We start from the raw sequence: 17,129 nt of genomic DNA, 5'->3' as shown, positions 1-17,129 counted from the left end.
TAGAGTAGTTTGTATTCCAAAGAGGAGCGTTACCATGAATAAATTTATAAAGGATAGGTTGGGTATAGTGCTAATCTTCAGCGGATTAGTAATCGCCTACGAGCTTTTGACAGATGTTTTCGGCATACTTGATCCGTTCTTATTCCGTGGACTTAGCATGGTCATACCAGCGTTTGGCTCACATTTTGATATGCTGATGAAAGGGCTGATAAGCTCTCTTGGATTGCTAATTCCCGCATATGTTATGGCGACAGTTAGTGGAATAAGCCTCGGTGTGCTAATTGGTTTAAAAAAGTCATTGCGTAAAAATACAACCCCATTTATCAATGCTTTCAGTGCCATTCCCGCGCCCCTATTAACCCCTTTTGCAATTCACCTTTTTCCCTCGTTTCGATCGGCGTCAATATTTATTATATTTATAGGCGCCTTTTGGCCAACACTGGGAACCACTGTAAATGCAGTAATGACAATCGATAAGAGATATTTGGAAAATGCAGCTACTCTGGAAATAGGCGAAGTGGAGAAATTGTTCCGTGTGATTCTACCGGCCGCTTCTCCCACTATACTTTCAGGGTGCACTATCGCCCTTAAATTCTCTTTTGTAATGCTTGTGGTGGCGGAAATGTTTGGAGCGACCTCCGGCATGGGCTATTTTGTTCAATATTACTCTGATTTCGCACGCTTTGATCTTGTCATTGCCGGCTTTATCTTTATGGCGTGTATATTGGTTGGGATAATGTACCTGTTCGATCTCATGAAAGTGAGAATTTTGCGTTGGACTATAAACAACTAATATTGGGGGAAGAGGTGAAGTAGTGATAACCGCTGGAATTGATGTTGGTTCAACTGCAACGAAGGCAGTCATTTTCGATGGAACGATAAGAAGTATGGCTATTATCCCAACTGGCTGGAACCCTAAAGAAGCTGGAAGAAATGTATTTCTTGAAGCACTAAACAAAGCTGGCTTACAAGAACAAGACATATCTATGATCGTTGGTACTGGTTATGGACGGGTGTCACTTGCTTTTATTGATAGAAAAGTGACCGAGATAACCTGTCATGCTAAGGGCGCTAGATTTCTCTTTCCGCAAACCAGAACCGTCATAGACATTGGAGGTCAGGATAGCAAAGTGATCGCGGTCGCCGAAGATGGTTCGGTTGTCGATTTTATCATGAATGATAAATGTGCTGCTGGTACGGGGCGATTCTTACAAGTCATGACAGGAATTCTTGATATCACGTTAGATGAATTAGGACGACTGGCATCAGGGAGCAAGCCAGTAAGTATTAACAGTATGTGCACCGTTTTTGCCGAGTCAGAGATCATTGGTCTCCTTGCCCAAGAAGTGACGAAAGAAGCAATTGCTTCAGGAATCGTTCAAACCATTGCGAATAAAATGATGAGTTTAACGTCCAGAGTTACCTGTCTAGAAGAAATTACGTTTTCTGGTGGGGTGGCAAACAATCCGGAGATTTGTGCTATTCTATCCTCAGCCTTCGGTGCTAAATTTAATATTGCCCATCAACCTCAGATTGTCGGTGCGCTTGGTGCTGCAATCCTAGGCTTCGAAAAATTGTAGTGAAGGAGGAATTAGAATGGAATCCGATCTATTATGTGAATTTGAGGGTTTGCGCGCAAAAGGTATTACTGCGTTACAAGCTGCCAAAGAAGAGGGTAGGAAAGTTGTAGGGAAGTATTGTATATATTCGCCCATGGAATTAGTCCTAGCGGCCGGAGCAATTCCCATTCCTCTATGTAGTACCAAACAGGACCCTATTGCCGTAGCCGAAAAGGTTCTGCCCAGAAATCTTTGTCCTCTTATTAAATCAAGCTATGGGTATGCAGCTTCTGGCGCATGTCCCTTCTTTAATGTATCTGATCTTCTGATTGCTGAAACAACCTGTGATGGTAAGAAAAAAATGTATGAGTTGCTTTCCGAAATAAAGCCTCTTCACTTACTGCAGCTTCCGCAAAAGCAGGACGAAGAGGCTTTACAGTATTGGTATGGAGAAATACTTAGACTGAAAAATCGTTTGGAAGTCGAATTCAGCGTAACCATAACGGATCACGATTTACGTGAAGCTATCCAAATGATGAATGAAGAGCGGCGTTCACTTAAAGCCTTACAGGATATTGCTAAACTTAAGCCCGCACCGATCAGTGGCATAGATTTGCTGATGGTGCTTTATAATCGAAGCTTTAGTGTTGACAAGCAGGAAGTTGTGCTCATGGTCGATCGTTTAACGTTAGAATTGAAGGCATTACACGGCAAGGGGGTGACCCCATTTACGACGAAGACGCCAAGAATACTCTTAACTGGGGTTCCAGTAGGGATCGGGTCTCATAAGGTTGTCCAGATTATTGAAGAGAATGGCGGAAATGTTGTCTGTTTTGAAAGCTGCGAAGGGTATAAAGCAGTTTATGATCAAGTAGATGAAGAGAAAGAACCTCTTTTAGCGATTGCCGAGAAATATCTCAGAACGCCTTGTTCCTGTATGTCTCCGAACCTTGCTCGGTTTGAACTTGTCGAGAGATTAGCGGACGAGTTTGACGTGGATGGTGTCGTGGATCTCACCTGGCAAGGATGTCATACTTATAACATAGAGTCTTATAGCTTGAAGAAATACCTTCAGGAGAAGAGAAGTCGTCCGTTTTTGCAAATCGAAACCGACTATTCAGAATCCGATGTGGAGCAATTAAAGGTTCGGATCGAAGCGTTCCTAGAAATGATTAACTAGGGGAAGAGAGGAGGAGGCGGGGTATGTCAGATCTAAGGCAAAGGCTATTAGTGCAATTAGCTGATTCAGTTGTAAATATGGATGAAAATCTGACGGTAGAACTGGCTCAAGAGTATCTAAAAAATAGTTTTGACCCCTATGAAGCCATTACTAAAGGGTTAGCACACGGGATGGATCGAGCCGGTGAATTGTACGAAGAGGAAGAATACTTTATTCCTGAATTGCTGATGTGTTCAGATGCTATGTATGCAGGACTGGGCGTTTTAAGACCCCATTTAAAGCAAGATAAAATCGGAGAGAAACACAAAGTCGTAATAGGGGTTGTTGAAGGTGATACGCATGATATTGGGAAAAATCTCGTTAAAATAATGTTGGAAACCTTGGGCTTTGAGGTGGTTGATTTAGGAAGAGATGTGCCGCCTGTAGACTTTGTCGAGAAAGCCAAAGAAATTAAAGCAGATCTTATCGCGTTATCAACCTTGATGACTACGACCATGGAAGGTATGAAAGAAGTAATGCAGCTCTTAGAAAGAGATAAGTTGCAGGATAAGATCAAAGTTATGATCGGTGGAGGGCCAATCTCCAAAAGGTTTGCCGATAAAATTGGTGCCTATTATGCGGAAGATGCCTCTAAGGCAGCTAAATTAGCCCAAGATTTGGTACAGGAGGAGCAACTATGATGAAGGACAAAATGACCCCGATTGAAAGAGCTACGGCCATAGCAAGAGGGGAAATGGCGGATCGCCTTCCCTGCAATCCGAATGTAGCCAACGGGGTTGCTCGGATTTATGGTTGTAGAATATCTGAATTTAATCATAGTGCCAGAATTATTGCCGATGCCCAAATTGCTTCATACCGCCGTTTTGGCTATGATGGGGTAAGAATATTTACGGATTTGTTTCCTTGGGCAGAAGCAATGGGCGCGAAAATTAATTTTCCAGCAGACAATACAGCCGATCTGGCTGCTCCAGCTCTTGAAGATATCGGCCAAATTGACAGTCTAGAATCAGCCGATCCGTATAAAGATGGTCGGTTACCTATCCATATCGAAGCCATGAAATATCTAATCGATGAATTGGGAGAAGAAGTTTCTTGTGCAGGTGGGCTTGTTGGTCCTTTTACTAATGCTTTTTTTCTATTGGGAATTGAGAAGATGAGTAAGTTATTCTTCACTAATCCGGAGGACGTTCATCGTGCTTGCCAAGTTTCCTTGGAAACTTGTATCAGATATGCTCAGGCGATCATTGACCTTGGTCTGACCCCAACAATTTCCGAGCCCATGTCTTCCTGCACGATTGTGGGTCCCAAACATTTCCGAGAATTTGGTGAGCCTTATTTGAAAAAATTAGTGCAATATATCACTTCTAAAGGAAAGCCTGTTACGATGCATATTTGCGGAAAAACAGATAAAATATGGGAAGATATAGTCGCTATGGGCGTCGCTGGATTCAGTGTCGACAATGTCGTAAATCTTCAAAAATGCAAGGAACAGATTGGCGATAGAGTTAAAATACTTGGACATGTAGATCCTTCAGCAGTGATGTACGCTGGCACTCCTGCCGATGTGCGCGAGGCAGTGATTAATTGCGTGCAGCAAGCCTGGGATTCGCCTAAAGGATATGTTATTATGTCAGGCTGTAGTTTGCCGGTAGAAACGCCGCTTAGAAACATCGAAGCGATGATGGATGCAGCAAGAGAGATAGGCTATCCCATTGATCCTGAGAAGTTAAACAGTATGTTAGGATCATCCTAAATGACTGAATAATAAATTGGAGCGGATTATTTAGGCAATCGTAGAAGGAGATATAGGAAAGATGTGGAATTATAATAGGGAAGATGTGGGATTGTAACTAGAAGTATGGTAATTAGCACCTCAAAATAGAAGTTGAATTCAGAAAGTTAACTATGAAAGTCTTTATAATCAGGTTGACTCTAACACAGGGTCTCCGTGGCGATCCTCGGTGATAAAGTTATCATGGGCTGCAGATCCGTTACTAAACATTGCCGTTACTGAACATAGCCTTTACGGACGGTGCGTGAGGATTGACGGGTATACGGGCCGTCTTAAATTAATGTTGAGGATGATTTTGTGGAGTTTGTAGCTGAACTTAAACAATTTAAAGTTTTACAAAGTAATCAAATAATATCATTTAGAAATTATATTCAAAGAAAATATCCTACTGCCAGTATTGAGCAACGATCTATAATCCTAGCTGATTCAATTGATAAAGTTATTGATAAGTATATACAAGACTTCAATAAAAGAATCAGAGATCAGGTGAAAGTTGAAGTTCTTCGACGGGCTGTAATAACTGATAATTACAACATTTGCGGGTCGGATATATTTCGTGCATGTCTATTTATAAAGGATACTGGGGAGAACTTTAATGCAGCACTTATTAATTGGCTAAATAATAAGTGCTGCAGTCCAATCGAAGAAAAACATATTGATCTATTACTAATAAAGGTCGCTAATTCATATAATGAGTACTTTAATTATGAATTGGAATATATAATCGATAAATCCATATTCAATCAGGAAGATGATTGCCGTATTAATCCAACGATTGTGATAGAGACCTCATATTTCAGAGGTTTCTTGGTTGAGAGATTTCGTGCAAATTATGATTATTTAAAAGGCAAGATAATTAGAGACTATATTCTTTATCAAGTACTAGTTGCCTCTTTAATGTTGACTGCCATATTTAATTCAAGCCAAGTTGTAAGGCAAATTAATAGCGTTACCGGAATTAACCCTCAAATGATATTTGCTGGACTACAATATAAAGAAAAGAATGATGAGGTTGTCCCAACCCAAGAGAATACTCATCAACAAGATAATAAAGAGCAACTAATGTATAAACTGCAATATAGGCAATTAGATGAGAAAAGCTTAATTCAGTTCTTATCAAGAAAAGGTTCGATACTGTGCGAAGAACCGTATTATTCTTCAATAATTCAAGCCTCCCATGAATATGATATTGATCCATTACTATTATTTGCAATCACAGGCCAGGAACAATCTTTCGTTCCTAAAAATGCTAAAAATGCTAAAATGATTGCCAACAACCCTTTTAATGTCTATGGTAGTTGGCAAGCTTATAATACCAATATACTAGATTCGTCCCGAATTGCAGCAAATTTGGTGGCAACTCTTAGGAAAGATAGACCATTGTCGATTGACCCGATAGTTTGGATCAATACAAAATATGCAGAGGACAAGACGTGGCACGTTGGAGTTAGATTACTAATGGAAGAGCTAAATAATGAAGTAATAGTTGAGAGAAACTCGTTGTGAATATGAGATGCATTAGTGGATACTCCTTAGCTAAAAAGTTTAAAGGCACAAAAAAGTGCGTACTTGTATATTAGTTTCTTGTGAGTATAATTCTATTGTCAGCTTAAATTAATTAGTAGGAGATGAATAGTTGCTATGAAAGTAATTGCTGTCAATGGGAGTCCGAGAAAGAACTGGAATACCGATACATTATTACAAAAAGCTCTCGATGGAGCTAAATCTATGGGAGCCCAAACGGAAGTCATACATTTATATGACTTGAATTTTAAAGGTTGTATCAGCTGCTTTGCCTGTAAAAGGAAAAATAGCAAGCATGCCGGACACTGTGCTATGCAGGATGACCTGACAAATGTTCTTGAGAAAATTTTAGAATCTGATGTTCTTTTGTTGGGTTCACCCATCTATTTTGGCAATGTTACCGGAGTAATGCGTTCTTTTTTAGAACGTTTGCTGTTTTCTAACCTTTCCTATAATGAAGGTCATCCATCTATTTTTCAAGGTAAGCTATCATCGGGTTTCATTTATACAATGAACGTTCCGGAAGATTTTGTGAAGCAAGTTAACTACGAAGCTTTATTTCAACAAAACGAAAACTTACTGAAAATATTCAAGGGAACTTCTGAATTTATGATCTCCACAGATACCTACCAGTTTGAAGATTACTCCAAGTATGAAGCATCTATGTTTGACGAAAAACATAAGTCTCAAGTGAAAGCTGAACAATTTCCAATTGATAGTCAGAAAGCCTTTGACATGGGTGTTAGATTAGCAAGCCTCTAAGTCCCTCTGTTTGGGATCTTCCTAGTCTTTCTGGAGAAAACTATTTAATATTTAGACCATAGACCCACAGATTAGCCCAGTCCCCTCGTAATTTAGATTATTCAGCTGAGTGGCTGCCATACGGCATTTTATACTGTGCTGGCAAAGTGGAAGGAAAATATCAGCAACCAACGAACCGTTTAAAAACGGTTTGTTGGTTGCTTTTAATTCTGTGCTATTGCGGAATCTCTAAAATAGCGCCTCTGTTTCCCGACGTAACCAAGGCGGCATATCTAGCAAGGTATCCAGTTGTAATGTTCGGCTTTCTGGGCTTCCAGTTGGCTCTGCGTTTTTCCAGTTCGGTATCACTTATGACGAAGTTGATTTCATTGGCCATAATGTCAATTTGGATGATGTCTCCGTCCTCTAATTCAATAGGATACACGTGCAAACAGTGTCTGAATAGGTAAGAGGGGTAGCGGGAAAAGCCAACGTGGACTGATCTAGGATATTAAATTACATATTATATATAGAAATAGTTGCATTAACAACTATTTCTATATATAATATGGTTGCGTGCAATATCTTTATTGAATAAACGGAGGTGTTAAAAATATTTGTGAATATGCACACTGCCGTCCTGAAAATTTAACTAATGAAAAAAATTAAAGGTTTTTGTCCTAAGAACATTTAGTGAAATGTATATAAAGGCGTGGCTCCAGGCACAAATACCGCCAAATTGTTCTTGATAAACCAAAGGGTTGTAGAAACTCAATTATGCAGAAGGCTCGTACAATTAAGAAGTAAAGTAACTGGACATGTCTGAAGCCGGAGGATCTCCGTCAGATACCAGTCTGGCAAGAGTGGCCTCCAATTGAAATGTGCCGTATTGCCAATGAAGGAAAGGGAAGTGATTTAATGCGTAGTAGATGGGCTATTTTTATTGTGGTTTATCTTTCCAATGTAATTGCCTGTTTGAATCAATTCAAAGTTCCACCTGTCATGGGTATATTGATGCAGGAATTTCATGTCAATTCAACAACAGCAGGTTGGTTGATGTCGATATTTGCTCTGACAGGAATAATATTGGCTTTCCCAACTGCAGTAATTTTGAGACGCTTTGGACCCCAAAAAAGCGGAATGTTAGCGTTGGGTTGTACTATTTTAGGATGCGTTGTTGGTGCAATTGCGACAAATTCCCCGTTTCTAATGACTGGACGGGTAATAGAGGGTATTGGGTTAAGTTTACTTACCGTTATTGCACCTGTTATAATTTCCATGCATTTTAAAGGTAATGAAATAGGTTTGCCCATGGGGATTCTGGCAACTTGGTATCCTGTAGGAAGTGCGATTGCTTATAATATCTCTAACCCCGTAACACAAGCATTTGGCAGCTGGAGAGGTAACTGGTGGGTTGGCGTAGTACTGGGGCTTATTGCCTTTGTTCTATTTGCTTGTGTGGTAAGGCGTCCTTCGGATGGTGAAACGAGTAACGGCCACGGTGGTGCTTCAATTTCCTATTCAGAGGAGTTGAAGCACCCTAAAATCTGGCTTTTAGGTTTAACCTTTTTATTCGTGGTTATGGGAAGAATGGGCTTTTTAACATGGGCGCCTAAATATTTTGCTGATGCATTCGGGATAAACCCTGGAATTGCAAATTTCACTGCGAGTTTAGGATTTATGTGGGGTGCTCCTGGAGGAATAATTGCTGGAATTGTTTTTAAAAGAATAAAAAATAAAAATGCACTTATAGTTACATGTGCTATTTTATCTGCTATGACCTATACATTTGGATTTATTGTGCCGCAAGGAATTATGTTTGAGTATTTGGCAGTAACCGGATTAATTATGGGTTTTACTGCTGCAACAGTATGGGCCATGGTCCCTGGAGTAATGACTTCTCCTTACTTTATTGGACTAGGCATGAGTGTAATTGCTATAATGCAGGGTTTGGCAAATTTCCTTTCGCCTCCATTCCTGGGTAATTTTATAGCTGGGAATCATTGGAATGAGGCTGTCATACCTACTGCCGTTATTCAGATCATAGGAGTAATATTCGCTATAGCTTTTGTTATGGTCAAGAGCAGTAATCCATCTAAGACTCGGGAAATCAATAGTAATAATTAATTATGAGCGTTATGGAAAACGAACGGTGCGTAGCCCTCCCGTGCTAGATCTTTTTGTCATGGCTTAATGCTTTTAGAGTAAATAGAAAAGCAAATGTTACTGACATAATGGCGAGTGACAAAGGAATTTCAAATGGAGGTTGACTGATGGGGCGTAGTATGGAGGATAAGAAATCAAGCTTGGAAATAATATCACCTAATCTTCCGAATGAGTTAGATAGGCTTACAATTTTTGATAAGAATATCCAATCAGAAGATTCATTTACTATGGGGATTATTAGCAATGCTTTGGTCGAGAATCAAATTGCTGAACATGTATCCTTTGAAAAAATTATCTTTAAAAACGTGACTTTTCATAACGTATCTTTAAAGTACCTCGATCTAGTCGATGTCAGGTTTGAAAACTGTGATTTATCAAATATGGATTTAAGGGAGTCTGTCCTACACAAAGTAGAGATGGTCAATTGTAAAATGGTCGGGACGAATATGAGTGAATCTACTCTGCGGAATGTGCAGTTTGATAACTGTAATGGAAGTTATGCTTTATTTCGTTTCTTGAATTGCAAACAGGTTAATTTCAAGAATAGCTCATTATGCAACGCTGATTTCTACAAAGCTAAATTCTTAAAAGTTGGGTTTAACAATACAAATTTACAACAAACTGGCATGTCTGGAGCAAAGCTAAAAGGCATTGACTTGAGTAGTTGTAAACTAGAAGGATTAGGGGTAACCGTTGATGACCTAGATGGATGTATCGTTTCTCCTGAACAAGTAATGTCTTTTTCAAATCTTTTAGGGCTAATAATTAAGAGCTAGTTCTGCTAAACACGCTTAAATACTCTGTTCCTTTTATTAAACGAGTCGGAGATAATGCGAAAATACAGTGCGAAATTGCCGTCCCGCCGCATACTATCGATGGTGGAATGCCTGTTGCCGTCGTGGTCTGCGCCAACCCCTGCGACAAGTCAACGATATAGAAACGACAAGCTCATGCCGTGCGTGAATCACACCGCCCTCGTAGTGACGATGCTAAAATACCCCTGAGGTTCGGACAATACGTCTGAGATCAGGGGTATTTATATTCATGATTTTATTAAGGCGGTACTGAGCTAACAAATAGAATACATGTAATTTGAAATTTAAGGAATAAATCTATGTGTTTTCGTCCGCCAAAGACTAAAAAACCAATCCGGTGTCCAAAGTGTAATACGATGAATCCACTTGTCAATAAGATTTGTAAAAAATGCTCAGAACCATTGCCTGAGACAGAAAAGGATAATTAAAGTTAATCAATGTTTTCAAGGTCCATATCTTCATCGTGATTTCCGAAATGTTCCAAGTTATTAAAAAGATTATTTCCAACTTTCTCAATTAAGATAAATAATTGATCTTTTTCTTCATCAGAAAAATCCTTCAATAAGATTCCATTCCAGGTATCTAAAAGCTTCATTAAAACAGCCTCAATTGCTTCTGCTTTTTCAGTGGGGTACAACTCATAAGATCGCTTATCCTCATTAGAAGTATTCCTTACAACATAACCTTCTTTTTCAAGCTTTTTGATGGCCCTAGCTGTGGTTGCCTTGTTTATCATTAAGATATTTGATAACTTCTCCTGATTTACTCCCTTGTTTTGAAGTAAATTTAATAGAAAGACATATTGACCACTTCCGAGATTATAGTTACTTAAATTTTGATCCATAAATATTTGACTATACCTATAAATTAAAGAAATATGTTTACCGAATCTTTCCTGAGACAAGAGACAGTCCCCCTAGATAAAAGAATTATTGCAAATGCAACTATATCATATCATTATATATCCAAATAATTATTGAATCAATTGAAAATTAAAAAATAATAATGTTGCGTTGGCAACTAATGTCTGTTAATATAGTTGTGTGAGCAACTAATAATTAAGATCCCAAATAAAAAATTAAGAGTAGAGGTGTTTAACAGTGATTATTGACATCAATATGCACCACCTTCCCGAAGATCTGTTTACCAACGAGAAGGTTCTGGATGGTTTCTTGAGCACGGCTCCCCGCTCATTTGGAGAGATCGCGTCTTTGGGTGCAGTAGAGTCCGGCGCCCGCCAGCTTATTCTCGAAAAACCAAAAGGCTATCAGAACCTTAACTACGTTGAAGGCGATTATTCACTCGAGGCTAAGCTTCAGGCGATGGATGACGCCGGCGTCGACAAGGCTATACTTCGCGTGCCGGTTTGGCAGGAGTGGCTACGGCTTGACACCTGCAAGATCGTAAATGACAACGCTGCAGACATGTGCAAGCGATCAGGTGGCCGTCTCTATGCGAACGCTTGTCTTCCGCCCTGGGGCGGTAAGGAGAACTTTTATGAGCTCGAACGTTGCGTAAAGGATCTTGGAATGGTCGGCGTCCAACTGGCCTGCCATTACGGCCAGCTTTACCTCGACGATGAGGCCTTTAAGCCCTACTGGAAGGTTCTTAACGAGATGAACGTACCGGTCATTGTTCATCATACCCCACTGCCGGTCTATTGGCAGTCCATCTATGATTACACGAATCTGCGCCGTGAGTTCGGTCGTATCATTGACCAGGGTACTGCTGTGGGACGCGAGTTGTTCAGTGGCATGTTCGAAGAATTCCCGAACCTCAAGCTTATCCACACTATGTTCGGCGGCAACTGGTTTGCGAACTACCACTTGCTTGCGCCCCACAAGAGCAATAAGAAGGAAGCTACTCTGTCGCGTTTGGATACCTCCGATGCCGACAGGATTTTAGGCTATCTGAAGAATAATATCTACTTCGATATGACTCACCCGGCCTCTTGGGGCAAAGCAGAAGTCGAGTGTGCGATCAAGGTCTGCGGCGCCGACCACATCCTGTTTGGCAGTTCGTTCCCGGTGTTCTACGGTTGGATGTCACAAGGTGTCGAGTTTGTCAAAACCTTGGATATCACAGAAGAGGAACGCGAGCTCATCATGAACGGGAATGCTATTCGTCTCTTCAATCTCAACGTATAGCATAAGGCAATGATTGAAGTCCTCGACGTGGATGTGTGACCGGTTATGTCGCATCTGTCATGTAGGCGAACGTGCCCATCACCATGTTGCGGAGAGCAACCATCTCGGTTGGCATGGCTATCGTCAGCATCTGCCATGGCATTGTCACTGTTAAAAAGTCTAAACCTTATCCATCCTAATAATACGCTGGTGTCTTGTGCACCGGCGTATTAGCTGCAATCGCTTTTAAAGGCCTCTTTTAACACCCCCACTTCTGCAAGCGGAGGGTCGCATCTTGCCAGCCATGGCGGTGTTCTAACCTCGAACATCGTGTTCGAATCATGGCTGTAAGACTCAGAGGGGGTAGAACCCCACCTGAATCAAGAATATTGTTTATCCCGTTATTAAAAAAATAGTAAAACCTTGCTAAAAAGAAGGGAGAGCGGATAACAAAGATGAACGAATTGAAACAAGAACGTACTAAATTATTTACAGACATCTATGATGGGGTCAAACCTAGCCGAATTCCGATTCGTGTTGGTGTAAGTCAAGAAGCAGCCATAGATTATTGCAAAATGGATTTAAAAAAGACGCAGTGGGACACAAATGCCTATTTTTCCTTTATGGATACTGTATCTGAACAATTAGGATGTGATGTAGCCCCTGTTTCAATGAATGTAAGAACGCCGGCCTATTATCAAATTTTGGAGTCTAAAGCTTTTGTCATGAGCTCAAGCGGTGTAATGCAGCATCCTGAAGTTAAATCAATGGAACCTGAAGAATACGACGAGTTTATTGCTGATCCTTATGCTTTTCTATTGGAAAAAGCACTACCTAGAATTTATCCAGGGTTTGGTGGTGATCGGATTAAAGCCAGCCTTAATTTAGCTAAGGCGATGAAAGCGGATGAAGATTATAAGAAAGCTCAATTAATTGCGATGGCAAAAATCAATGAAAAGTATAGTTATGCCCACTTCCCACTGGGAGGAATAACAGAGGCGCCTTATGATTTTCTGGCCGATGTACTGAGATCTTTTACGGAGATAGCAAAGGATATCAGGCGTTGTCCGGAAAAAATTGCTGAAGCGTGCGATGCGGTATTACCCTATATGGAGAAGTGTGCGGTATCCTGTATGTCATCAAAATATTGCCGAACGATGATACCCATTCATATGCCGGCTTTTATGAATACGAAACAATTTGAAAAATACTATTGGCCGTCATTCTTAAAACTGTGTCAATTTATCTATGAAAGCGGCTCGAATAGCCAGTTATTATTACAAGGGGATATGGTAAGGTATATTGATTATATCAACGAACTTCCCGGAAACCCTGATGTAAGACATGAGTATGGAGATATGGAAGAAGTTGCCCTCAGAACGAATAAAAAGCATATTATAACGGGCTTGTATCCTGTAACAATGCTTGAAACTAACTCTAAACAGGAATGTATTGATTACGCCAAAAAAGCTGTTGATATCCTTGGCCGTAACGGCAACTATATATTCAATTTTGACAAGCCGATTTTATCCCTGAAACGGAATTCCATGGAGAATTTGAGGGCCGTTATTGCAACCGTACGCGAATATGGCGTGTATTAAAAGGGAGGGACAGTAATATGGAATGCAATATTCAATCAAAATATTATACGAAATGGAATGATTATAAAGAGCAATTTCCAATTGTTGCTGATATAGAAGAAGCACGTACAATACAAAACTACGAAGATGCAATGATGGTCTTCATCTTCCGCTTATTCTATTAAACAATAATATCTTAATTATCAATATTGCAGCGGTTGTGTAGAAAATGGCACGTCTTTAGTGAAGCCACCTTCATCATAGACAACGTGAAAGGTCAGTTAGGTGAGTCAAAAGAGGAAGGTCAAATCATATCGAAACAATAAAACGTGATGGAGTGAGTTAAGACTTGATAATTATTGGAGAAAAGATTAACGGAACAATTCCTAGTGTAAAAAAGGCCATTCAGGAAAAAGATGAACAATTCATCCACAATCTTGCTATCAAACAGGCTGAAGCGGGAGCAGATTATCTTGACATTTGTGCAAGTACATCACCTGATATTGAAGTGGAAACACTGAAATGGCTGATGGACATTGTTCAGAACTCAGTTGATACGCCTTTGTGTATCGACAGCCCAAATGCAAAAGTTATCGAACAAATTATCCCCTATGCTAAACGACCCGGATTAATCAACTCTGTATCTGAAGAAGGCGGAAAATGTGAAGTTATTTATCCTCTCATTAAGGAGACAGAGTGGCAGGTCATCGCGCTAACTTGTGACAATAGAGGGATTCCCTCAGATATTCAAACACGCATTGATATCACCAAAATACTGGTTGAAAAAGCGCAAAAATATGATATTAGCCCAGAAAGAATTCATATCGACCCCCTCGTCATGGCGTTATCGGCAGATAATAGCTCGCTCATGAACTTTATAGAGACATTAAAAGAAGTGAAGAAGTTGTATCCTACGATTAAAGTGACCTCGGGTTTAAGCAATATCTCTTTTGGTATGCCGCTCCGAAAAGTGGTTAATCAGCATTTCTTGATCTTAGCGACTTATGTAGGAATGGACTCTGCTATTCTAGACCCATGTAATCGCGATTTGGTGACAACACTTTTAGTAACCGACGCATTATTAGGACGCGATCGCTACTGTCGTAATTATTCAAATGCATTCCGTAAGAATAAGATAGGCCCAGTTAAAGTTGACTAAATTATATAGTGTCTCGGAATTACCTAAAAGGGGGTGATTCTCAAAAAATAACTGGGATAGAACGAAAGTCCCAACAGCCTCGGCGAATGCCGAGAGGCAATTATTAAATCATGGAGGCGAGAGAATAATGATAAATCTGGATAATTTGACAACTGCAGTGGGGGAACTGGACGAGAATAAAGTCTTAAGTATGCTTGGTGATTTCGTTAAAACCAATCCGTCTCAGGAAGACGCTCAAAAAGTTGTTGCAGCCTGCCAGGGGGGCATGGCTATTGTCGGTGATCTTTTTGAGAAAAAGGTATACTTTGTCGGTGATTTAATTTTTGCCGGAGACCTGCTAAACAACGCTATTGAAGAACTGAAACCTATATTAGGTTCCGCCAGTAGGAAAGAGGTTGGTTCAATTGTTTTAGGTACGGTTGAAGGTGATTTGCACGATATCGGCAAGAATATTTTCAGGAGTATGGCTGAGGCCGCTGGTTTTAAAGTTGTAGATTTAGGCATTGACGTACCTGGCCGCGTATTTGTGGACAAAGTGAAGGAAATCAAGCCTGCAATCGTTGGCATGAGCGGTGTCTTATCCCTAGCGTTGGAATCCATGAAAGCTATCGTTAACGCTTTGCAAGAGGCGGGTTTAAGAGACGGCATCAAAATTATCATTGGTGGGAATCCGGTTACCAAAGAAGCCTGCGACCAGATCGGCGCTGATGCCTTTACAACCAATGCTGCCGAGGGTGTAAAAATATGCCAAGGGTGGATATAGAATTAAATAAATTGTCCATTCTTAAAAATAATGTTAGATAAAAATCTAGTTATAAATACAACTGGTTTTATCTGGTTTTGGTATAATAAAGTTGCACATGCAATCATATTATTATATTGGTTCTTTCAAAATAGGTGAGAGGAGGTGTTATTTAGTGATCAGGGATGTCAACTTCACCAAATCTGTGCCAAGAACGCTTGGTTAAGTTGACTAGTTAGGCACGATTCCAGGTACAAATAAACGCCAAATTGTTCTTAAAAAACCAAAAGACAATGAAAACTTGAATTATCAGAAGGTCAGCACAGATTAGAAGTTACAGGGTACGGTTGAAGTGGGAGTAGATTTAGCTCTTCTGCGCCTTCCTGTCTTGCAAGAGTGGCTTCCAATTGAAATGTTTCGAGTTATTAATGATGGCTTAGCTATAATCAACATTAAAAAATCAATTAGTTAAAATTTTCTTTAAGTTGATACACAGAAACAATCATAAAGATTTAGTGATCATGAAAAGGAAGTGCTCTTTAATGAGGAAATGGGCCATTTTTAGTGTGATTTACTTTTCTTGTGTAGTTGCTATTATGAATCAATTTAAAGTACCGCCTGTCATGGGTATATTAATGGGGCAATTTCATGTTGATACAGTAGTAGCTGGTTTGTTGATGTCCCTCTTTTCAGTGACGGGGATAATCTTGGCTTTTCCGGGGGCAGCGTTTTTAAAGCGCATTGGAGCGAAAAGAAGCGGAATGGTAGCGTTGGGCTGTATTGTTTTAGGCTGTGTTGTTGGTGCACTTTCGCCAGGCCCGTCAAATTTAATGGCTGGCCGGGTAATAGAGGGTATTGGGTTAGCTTTAATTGGTGTTATTGCCCCTGCTGTAGTTGCTATGATCTTTGATCGTGATGAAGTGGGCTTGCCCATGGGGATCTTGGCAACTTGGTTTCCGGTAGGAAGTGCGATTGCTTTTAATATTTCTCACCCCATAGTCCAAGCATTTGGCAGCTGGAAGGCCTCCTGGTGGTTTGGCGGAGCTCTGGCGCTCATTGCCTTTATTTTATTTGATATCGTTGTAAGTGTTCCTCAGAGAGGCAAAGCGGGCTACGGACATCGCGGTAGATCGGTTTCTTATTCAGAGGGATTGAAGAATCCGAAAATCTGGCTATTGGGTTTAACTTTTTTCTTCACGATCCTGGGAGGGTTGGGCTTTTTAACATGGGCTCCTAAATATTTCATGGATGTATTCGGAATGAACATGGGTACCGCAAATTTCACCGCAAGTATAGGATTTATGTGGAGTGCTCCCGGAGGAATCATTGCTGGAATTATGTTTAATAAGATAAAGGGCAATAAAGACATCATTATAGTTATCTGTGCTGTCTTAGCTACCTTAGCCTATACACCCGGATTTTTAGTGTCGCTGCAATATATGTATGTTCTACTAGCCGCAATCGGATTAGTAACCGGCTATCTTTGTGGAACAATATGGGCAATGGTTCCGGGGATTATGACTTTTCCTGCCTTTATTCCATTAGGTATGAGTGTAATTGCTTTAATGCAAGGTTTGTCAAATTTCCTTGCAGCACCACTTTGGGGTTATTTTGTAGATGGAAATAATTGGACAAAAGCAGTGATGCCTACAGCCGTTATTCAGATCTTAGGAGTAATATGCGCTATCGCTTTTGTTAGGACTAAGAGATATGGTCATAGATACTTTTAGAAAGGGGTCTATATC

16 protein-coding genes and 1 pseudogene are annotated in these 17,129 nt (G+C 40.3%); 15 read left to right on the top strand and 2 right to left on the bottom strand.

Annotated elements, in window-relative coordinates; translation table 11 throughout:
- Nucleotides 1–34 precede the first annotated feature (34 nt).
- From E4K67_RS26940 to E4K67_RS26910, 7 genes are all read left to right on the top strand, one after another.
- Nucleotides 35–793 carry an ABC transporter permease gene (locus E4K67_RS26940; protein WP_135552445.1) on the top strand — a complete coding sequence of 253 codons (759 nt, stop codon included), beginning with the start codon at nucleotides 35–37 and terminating at the stop codon, nucleotides 791–793.
- A 22-nt stretch (nucleotides 794–815) separates the two neighbouring features.
- A complete protein-coding gene (locus E4K67_RS26935) occupies nucleotides 816–1,580 on the top strand; it encodes an acyl-CoA dehydratase activase (protein WP_135552443.1) in 765 nt (254 codons plus the stop codon).
- A gap of 16 nt (nucleotides 1,581–1,596) precedes the next feature.
- Nucleotides 1,597–2,739, top strand: a complete 1,143-nt coding sequence (locus E4K67_RS26930) for a double-cubane-cluster-containing anaerobic reductase (protein WP_135552441.1) — start codon at nucleotides 1,597–1,599, stop codon at nucleotides 2,737–2,739.
- Between the two features lie 23 nt (nucleotides 2,740–2,762).
- Nucleotides 2,763–3,419 carry a corrinoid protein gene (locus E4K67_RS26925; RefSeq protein WP_135552438.1) on the top strand — a complete coding sequence of 219 codons (657 nt, stop codon included), beginning with the start codon at nucleotides 2,763–2,765 and terminating at the stop codon, nucleotides 3,417–3,419.
- On the top strand, nucleotides 3,416–4,492 hold the full coding sequence (locus E4K67_RS26920; protein WP_476728674.1) for a uroporphyrinogen decarboxylase family protein: 1,077 nt from the start codon (nucleotides 3,416–3,418) through the stop codon (nucleotides 4,490–4,492). Before E4K67_RS26925 ends, E4K67_RS26920 begins: the two co-directional genes overlap by 4 nt.
- Before the next feature lie 336 nt (nucleotides 4,493–4,828).
- The gene (locus E4K67_RS26915) at nucleotides 4,829–6,037 is read left to right on the top strand and encodes a lysozyme family protein (RefSeq protein WP_135552436.1); all 1,209 of its coding nucleotides are present in this window, start codon (nucleotides 4,829–4,831) and stop codon (nucleotides 6,035–6,037) included.
- Nucleotides 6,038–6,172: 135 nt separating this feature from the next.
- Nucleotides 6,173–6,817 carry a flavodoxin family protein gene (locus tag E4K67_RS26910; protein ID WP_135552434.1) on the top strand — a complete coding sequence of 215 codons (645 nt, stop codon included), beginning with the start codon at nucleotides 6,173–6,175 and terminating at the stop codon, nucleotides 6,815–6,817.
- 214 nt (nucleotides 6,818–7,031) lie between these two features.
- On the opposite strand, the pseudogene E4K67_RS26905 reads toward E4K67_RS26910, so the two are convergent.
- Nucleotides 7,032–7,226 (bottom strand): annotated as a pseudogene (locus E4K67_RS26905) (dihydroxy-acid dehydratase); the annotation flags it as partial.
- Between the two features lie 488 nt (nucleotides 7,227–7,714).
- Between E4K67_RS26905 and E4K67_RS26900 the strand changes: the two are divergent.
- Both E4K67_RS26900 and E4K67_RS26895 read left to right on the top strand, forming a co-directional pair.
- Nucleotides 7,715–8,923 carry an MFS transporter gene (locus tag E4K67_RS26900; RefSeq protein WP_158408591.1) on the top strand — a complete coding sequence of 403 codons (1,209 nt, stop codon included), beginning with the start codon at nucleotides 7,715–7,717 and terminating at the stop codon, nucleotides 8,921–8,923.
- A gap of 146 nt (nucleotides 8,924–9,069) precedes the next feature.
- Nucleotides 9,070–9,738: a pentapeptide repeat-containing protein gene (locus tag E4K67_RS26895; RefSeq protein ID WP_243454646.1), complete on the top strand. Its 669-nt coding sequence runs from the start codon at nucleotides 9,070–9,072 to the stop codon at nucleotides 9,736–9,738.
- A gap of 469 nt (nucleotides 9,739–10,207) precedes the next feature.
- On the opposite strand, the gene E4K67_RS26890 is transcribed toward E4K67_RS26895, so the two are convergent.
- Nucleotides 10,208–10,681, bottom strand: a complete 474-nt coding sequence (locus tag E4K67_RS26890) for a MarR family winged helix-turn-helix transcriptional regulator (protein ID WP_135552430.1) — start codon at nucleotides 10,679–10,681, stop codon at nucleotides 10,208–10,210.
- Nucleotides 10,682–10,877: 196 nt separating this feature from the next.
- On the opposite strand from E4K67_RS26890, the gene E4K67_RS26885 reads away from it, so the two are divergent.
- The 6 genes from E4K67_RS26885 (at nucleotide 10,878) to E4K67_RS26865 (ending at nucleotide 17,114) form a co-directional block, all read left to right on the top strand.
- Nucleotides 10,878–11,924, top strand: coding sequence for an amidohydrolase family protein (locus E4K67_RS26885; protein ID WP_135552428.1), 1,047 nt, complete (start codon nucleotides 10,878–10,880; stop codon nucleotides 11,922–11,924).
- Nucleotides 11,925–12,358: 434 nt separating this feature from the next.
- Complete coding sequence (locus tag E4K67_RS26880) at nucleotides 12,359–13,504, top strand: uroporphyrinogen decarboxylase family protein (protein ID WP_135552426.1); 1,146 nt, start codon at nucleotides 12,359–12,361, stop codon at nucleotides 13,502–13,504.
- Between the two features lie 17 nt (nucleotides 13,505–13,521).
- The gene (locus tag E4K67_RS29970) at nucleotides 13,522–13,668 is read left to right on the top strand and encodes a hypothetical protein (protein ID WP_158408589.1); all 147 of its coding nucleotides are present in this window, start codon (nucleotides 13,522–13,524) and stop codon (nucleotides 13,666–13,668) included.
- Between the two features lie 164 nt (nucleotides 13,669–13,832).
- Nucleotides 13,833–14,642: a methyltetrahydrofolate cobalamin methyltransferase gene (locus tag E4K67_RS26875; RefSeq protein WP_135552424.1), complete on the top strand. Its 810-nt coding sequence runs from the start codon at nucleotides 13,833–13,835 to the stop codon at nucleotides 14,640–14,642.
- Nucleotides 14,643–14,769: 127 nt separating this feature from the next.
- Nucleotides 14,770–15,405, top strand: coding sequence for a cobalamin B12-binding domain-containing protein (locus E4K67_RS26870; RefSeq protein ID WP_135552423.1), 636 nt, complete (start codon nucleotides 14,770–14,772; stop codon nucleotides 15,403–15,405).
- Between the two features lie 521 nt (nucleotides 15,406–15,926).
- Nucleotides 15,927–17,114 carry an MFS transporter gene (locus E4K67_RS26865; protein ID WP_158408588.1) on the top strand — a complete coding sequence of 396 codons (1,188 nt, stop codon included), beginning with the start codon at nucleotides 15,927–15,929 and terminating at the stop codon, nucleotides 17,112–17,114.
- The last annotated feature ends 15 nt before the right edge of the window (nucleotides 17,115–17,129 follow it).

It is taken from the genome of Desulfosporosinus fructosivorans (assembly GCF_004766045.1).
Classification (GTDB): Bacteria; Bacillota; Desulfitobacteriia; order Desulfitobacteriales; family Desulfitobacteriaceae; genus Desulfosporosinus; species Desulfosporosinus fructosivorans.
This window is presented reverse-complemented; position numbering and strand designations above follow the sequence as displayed.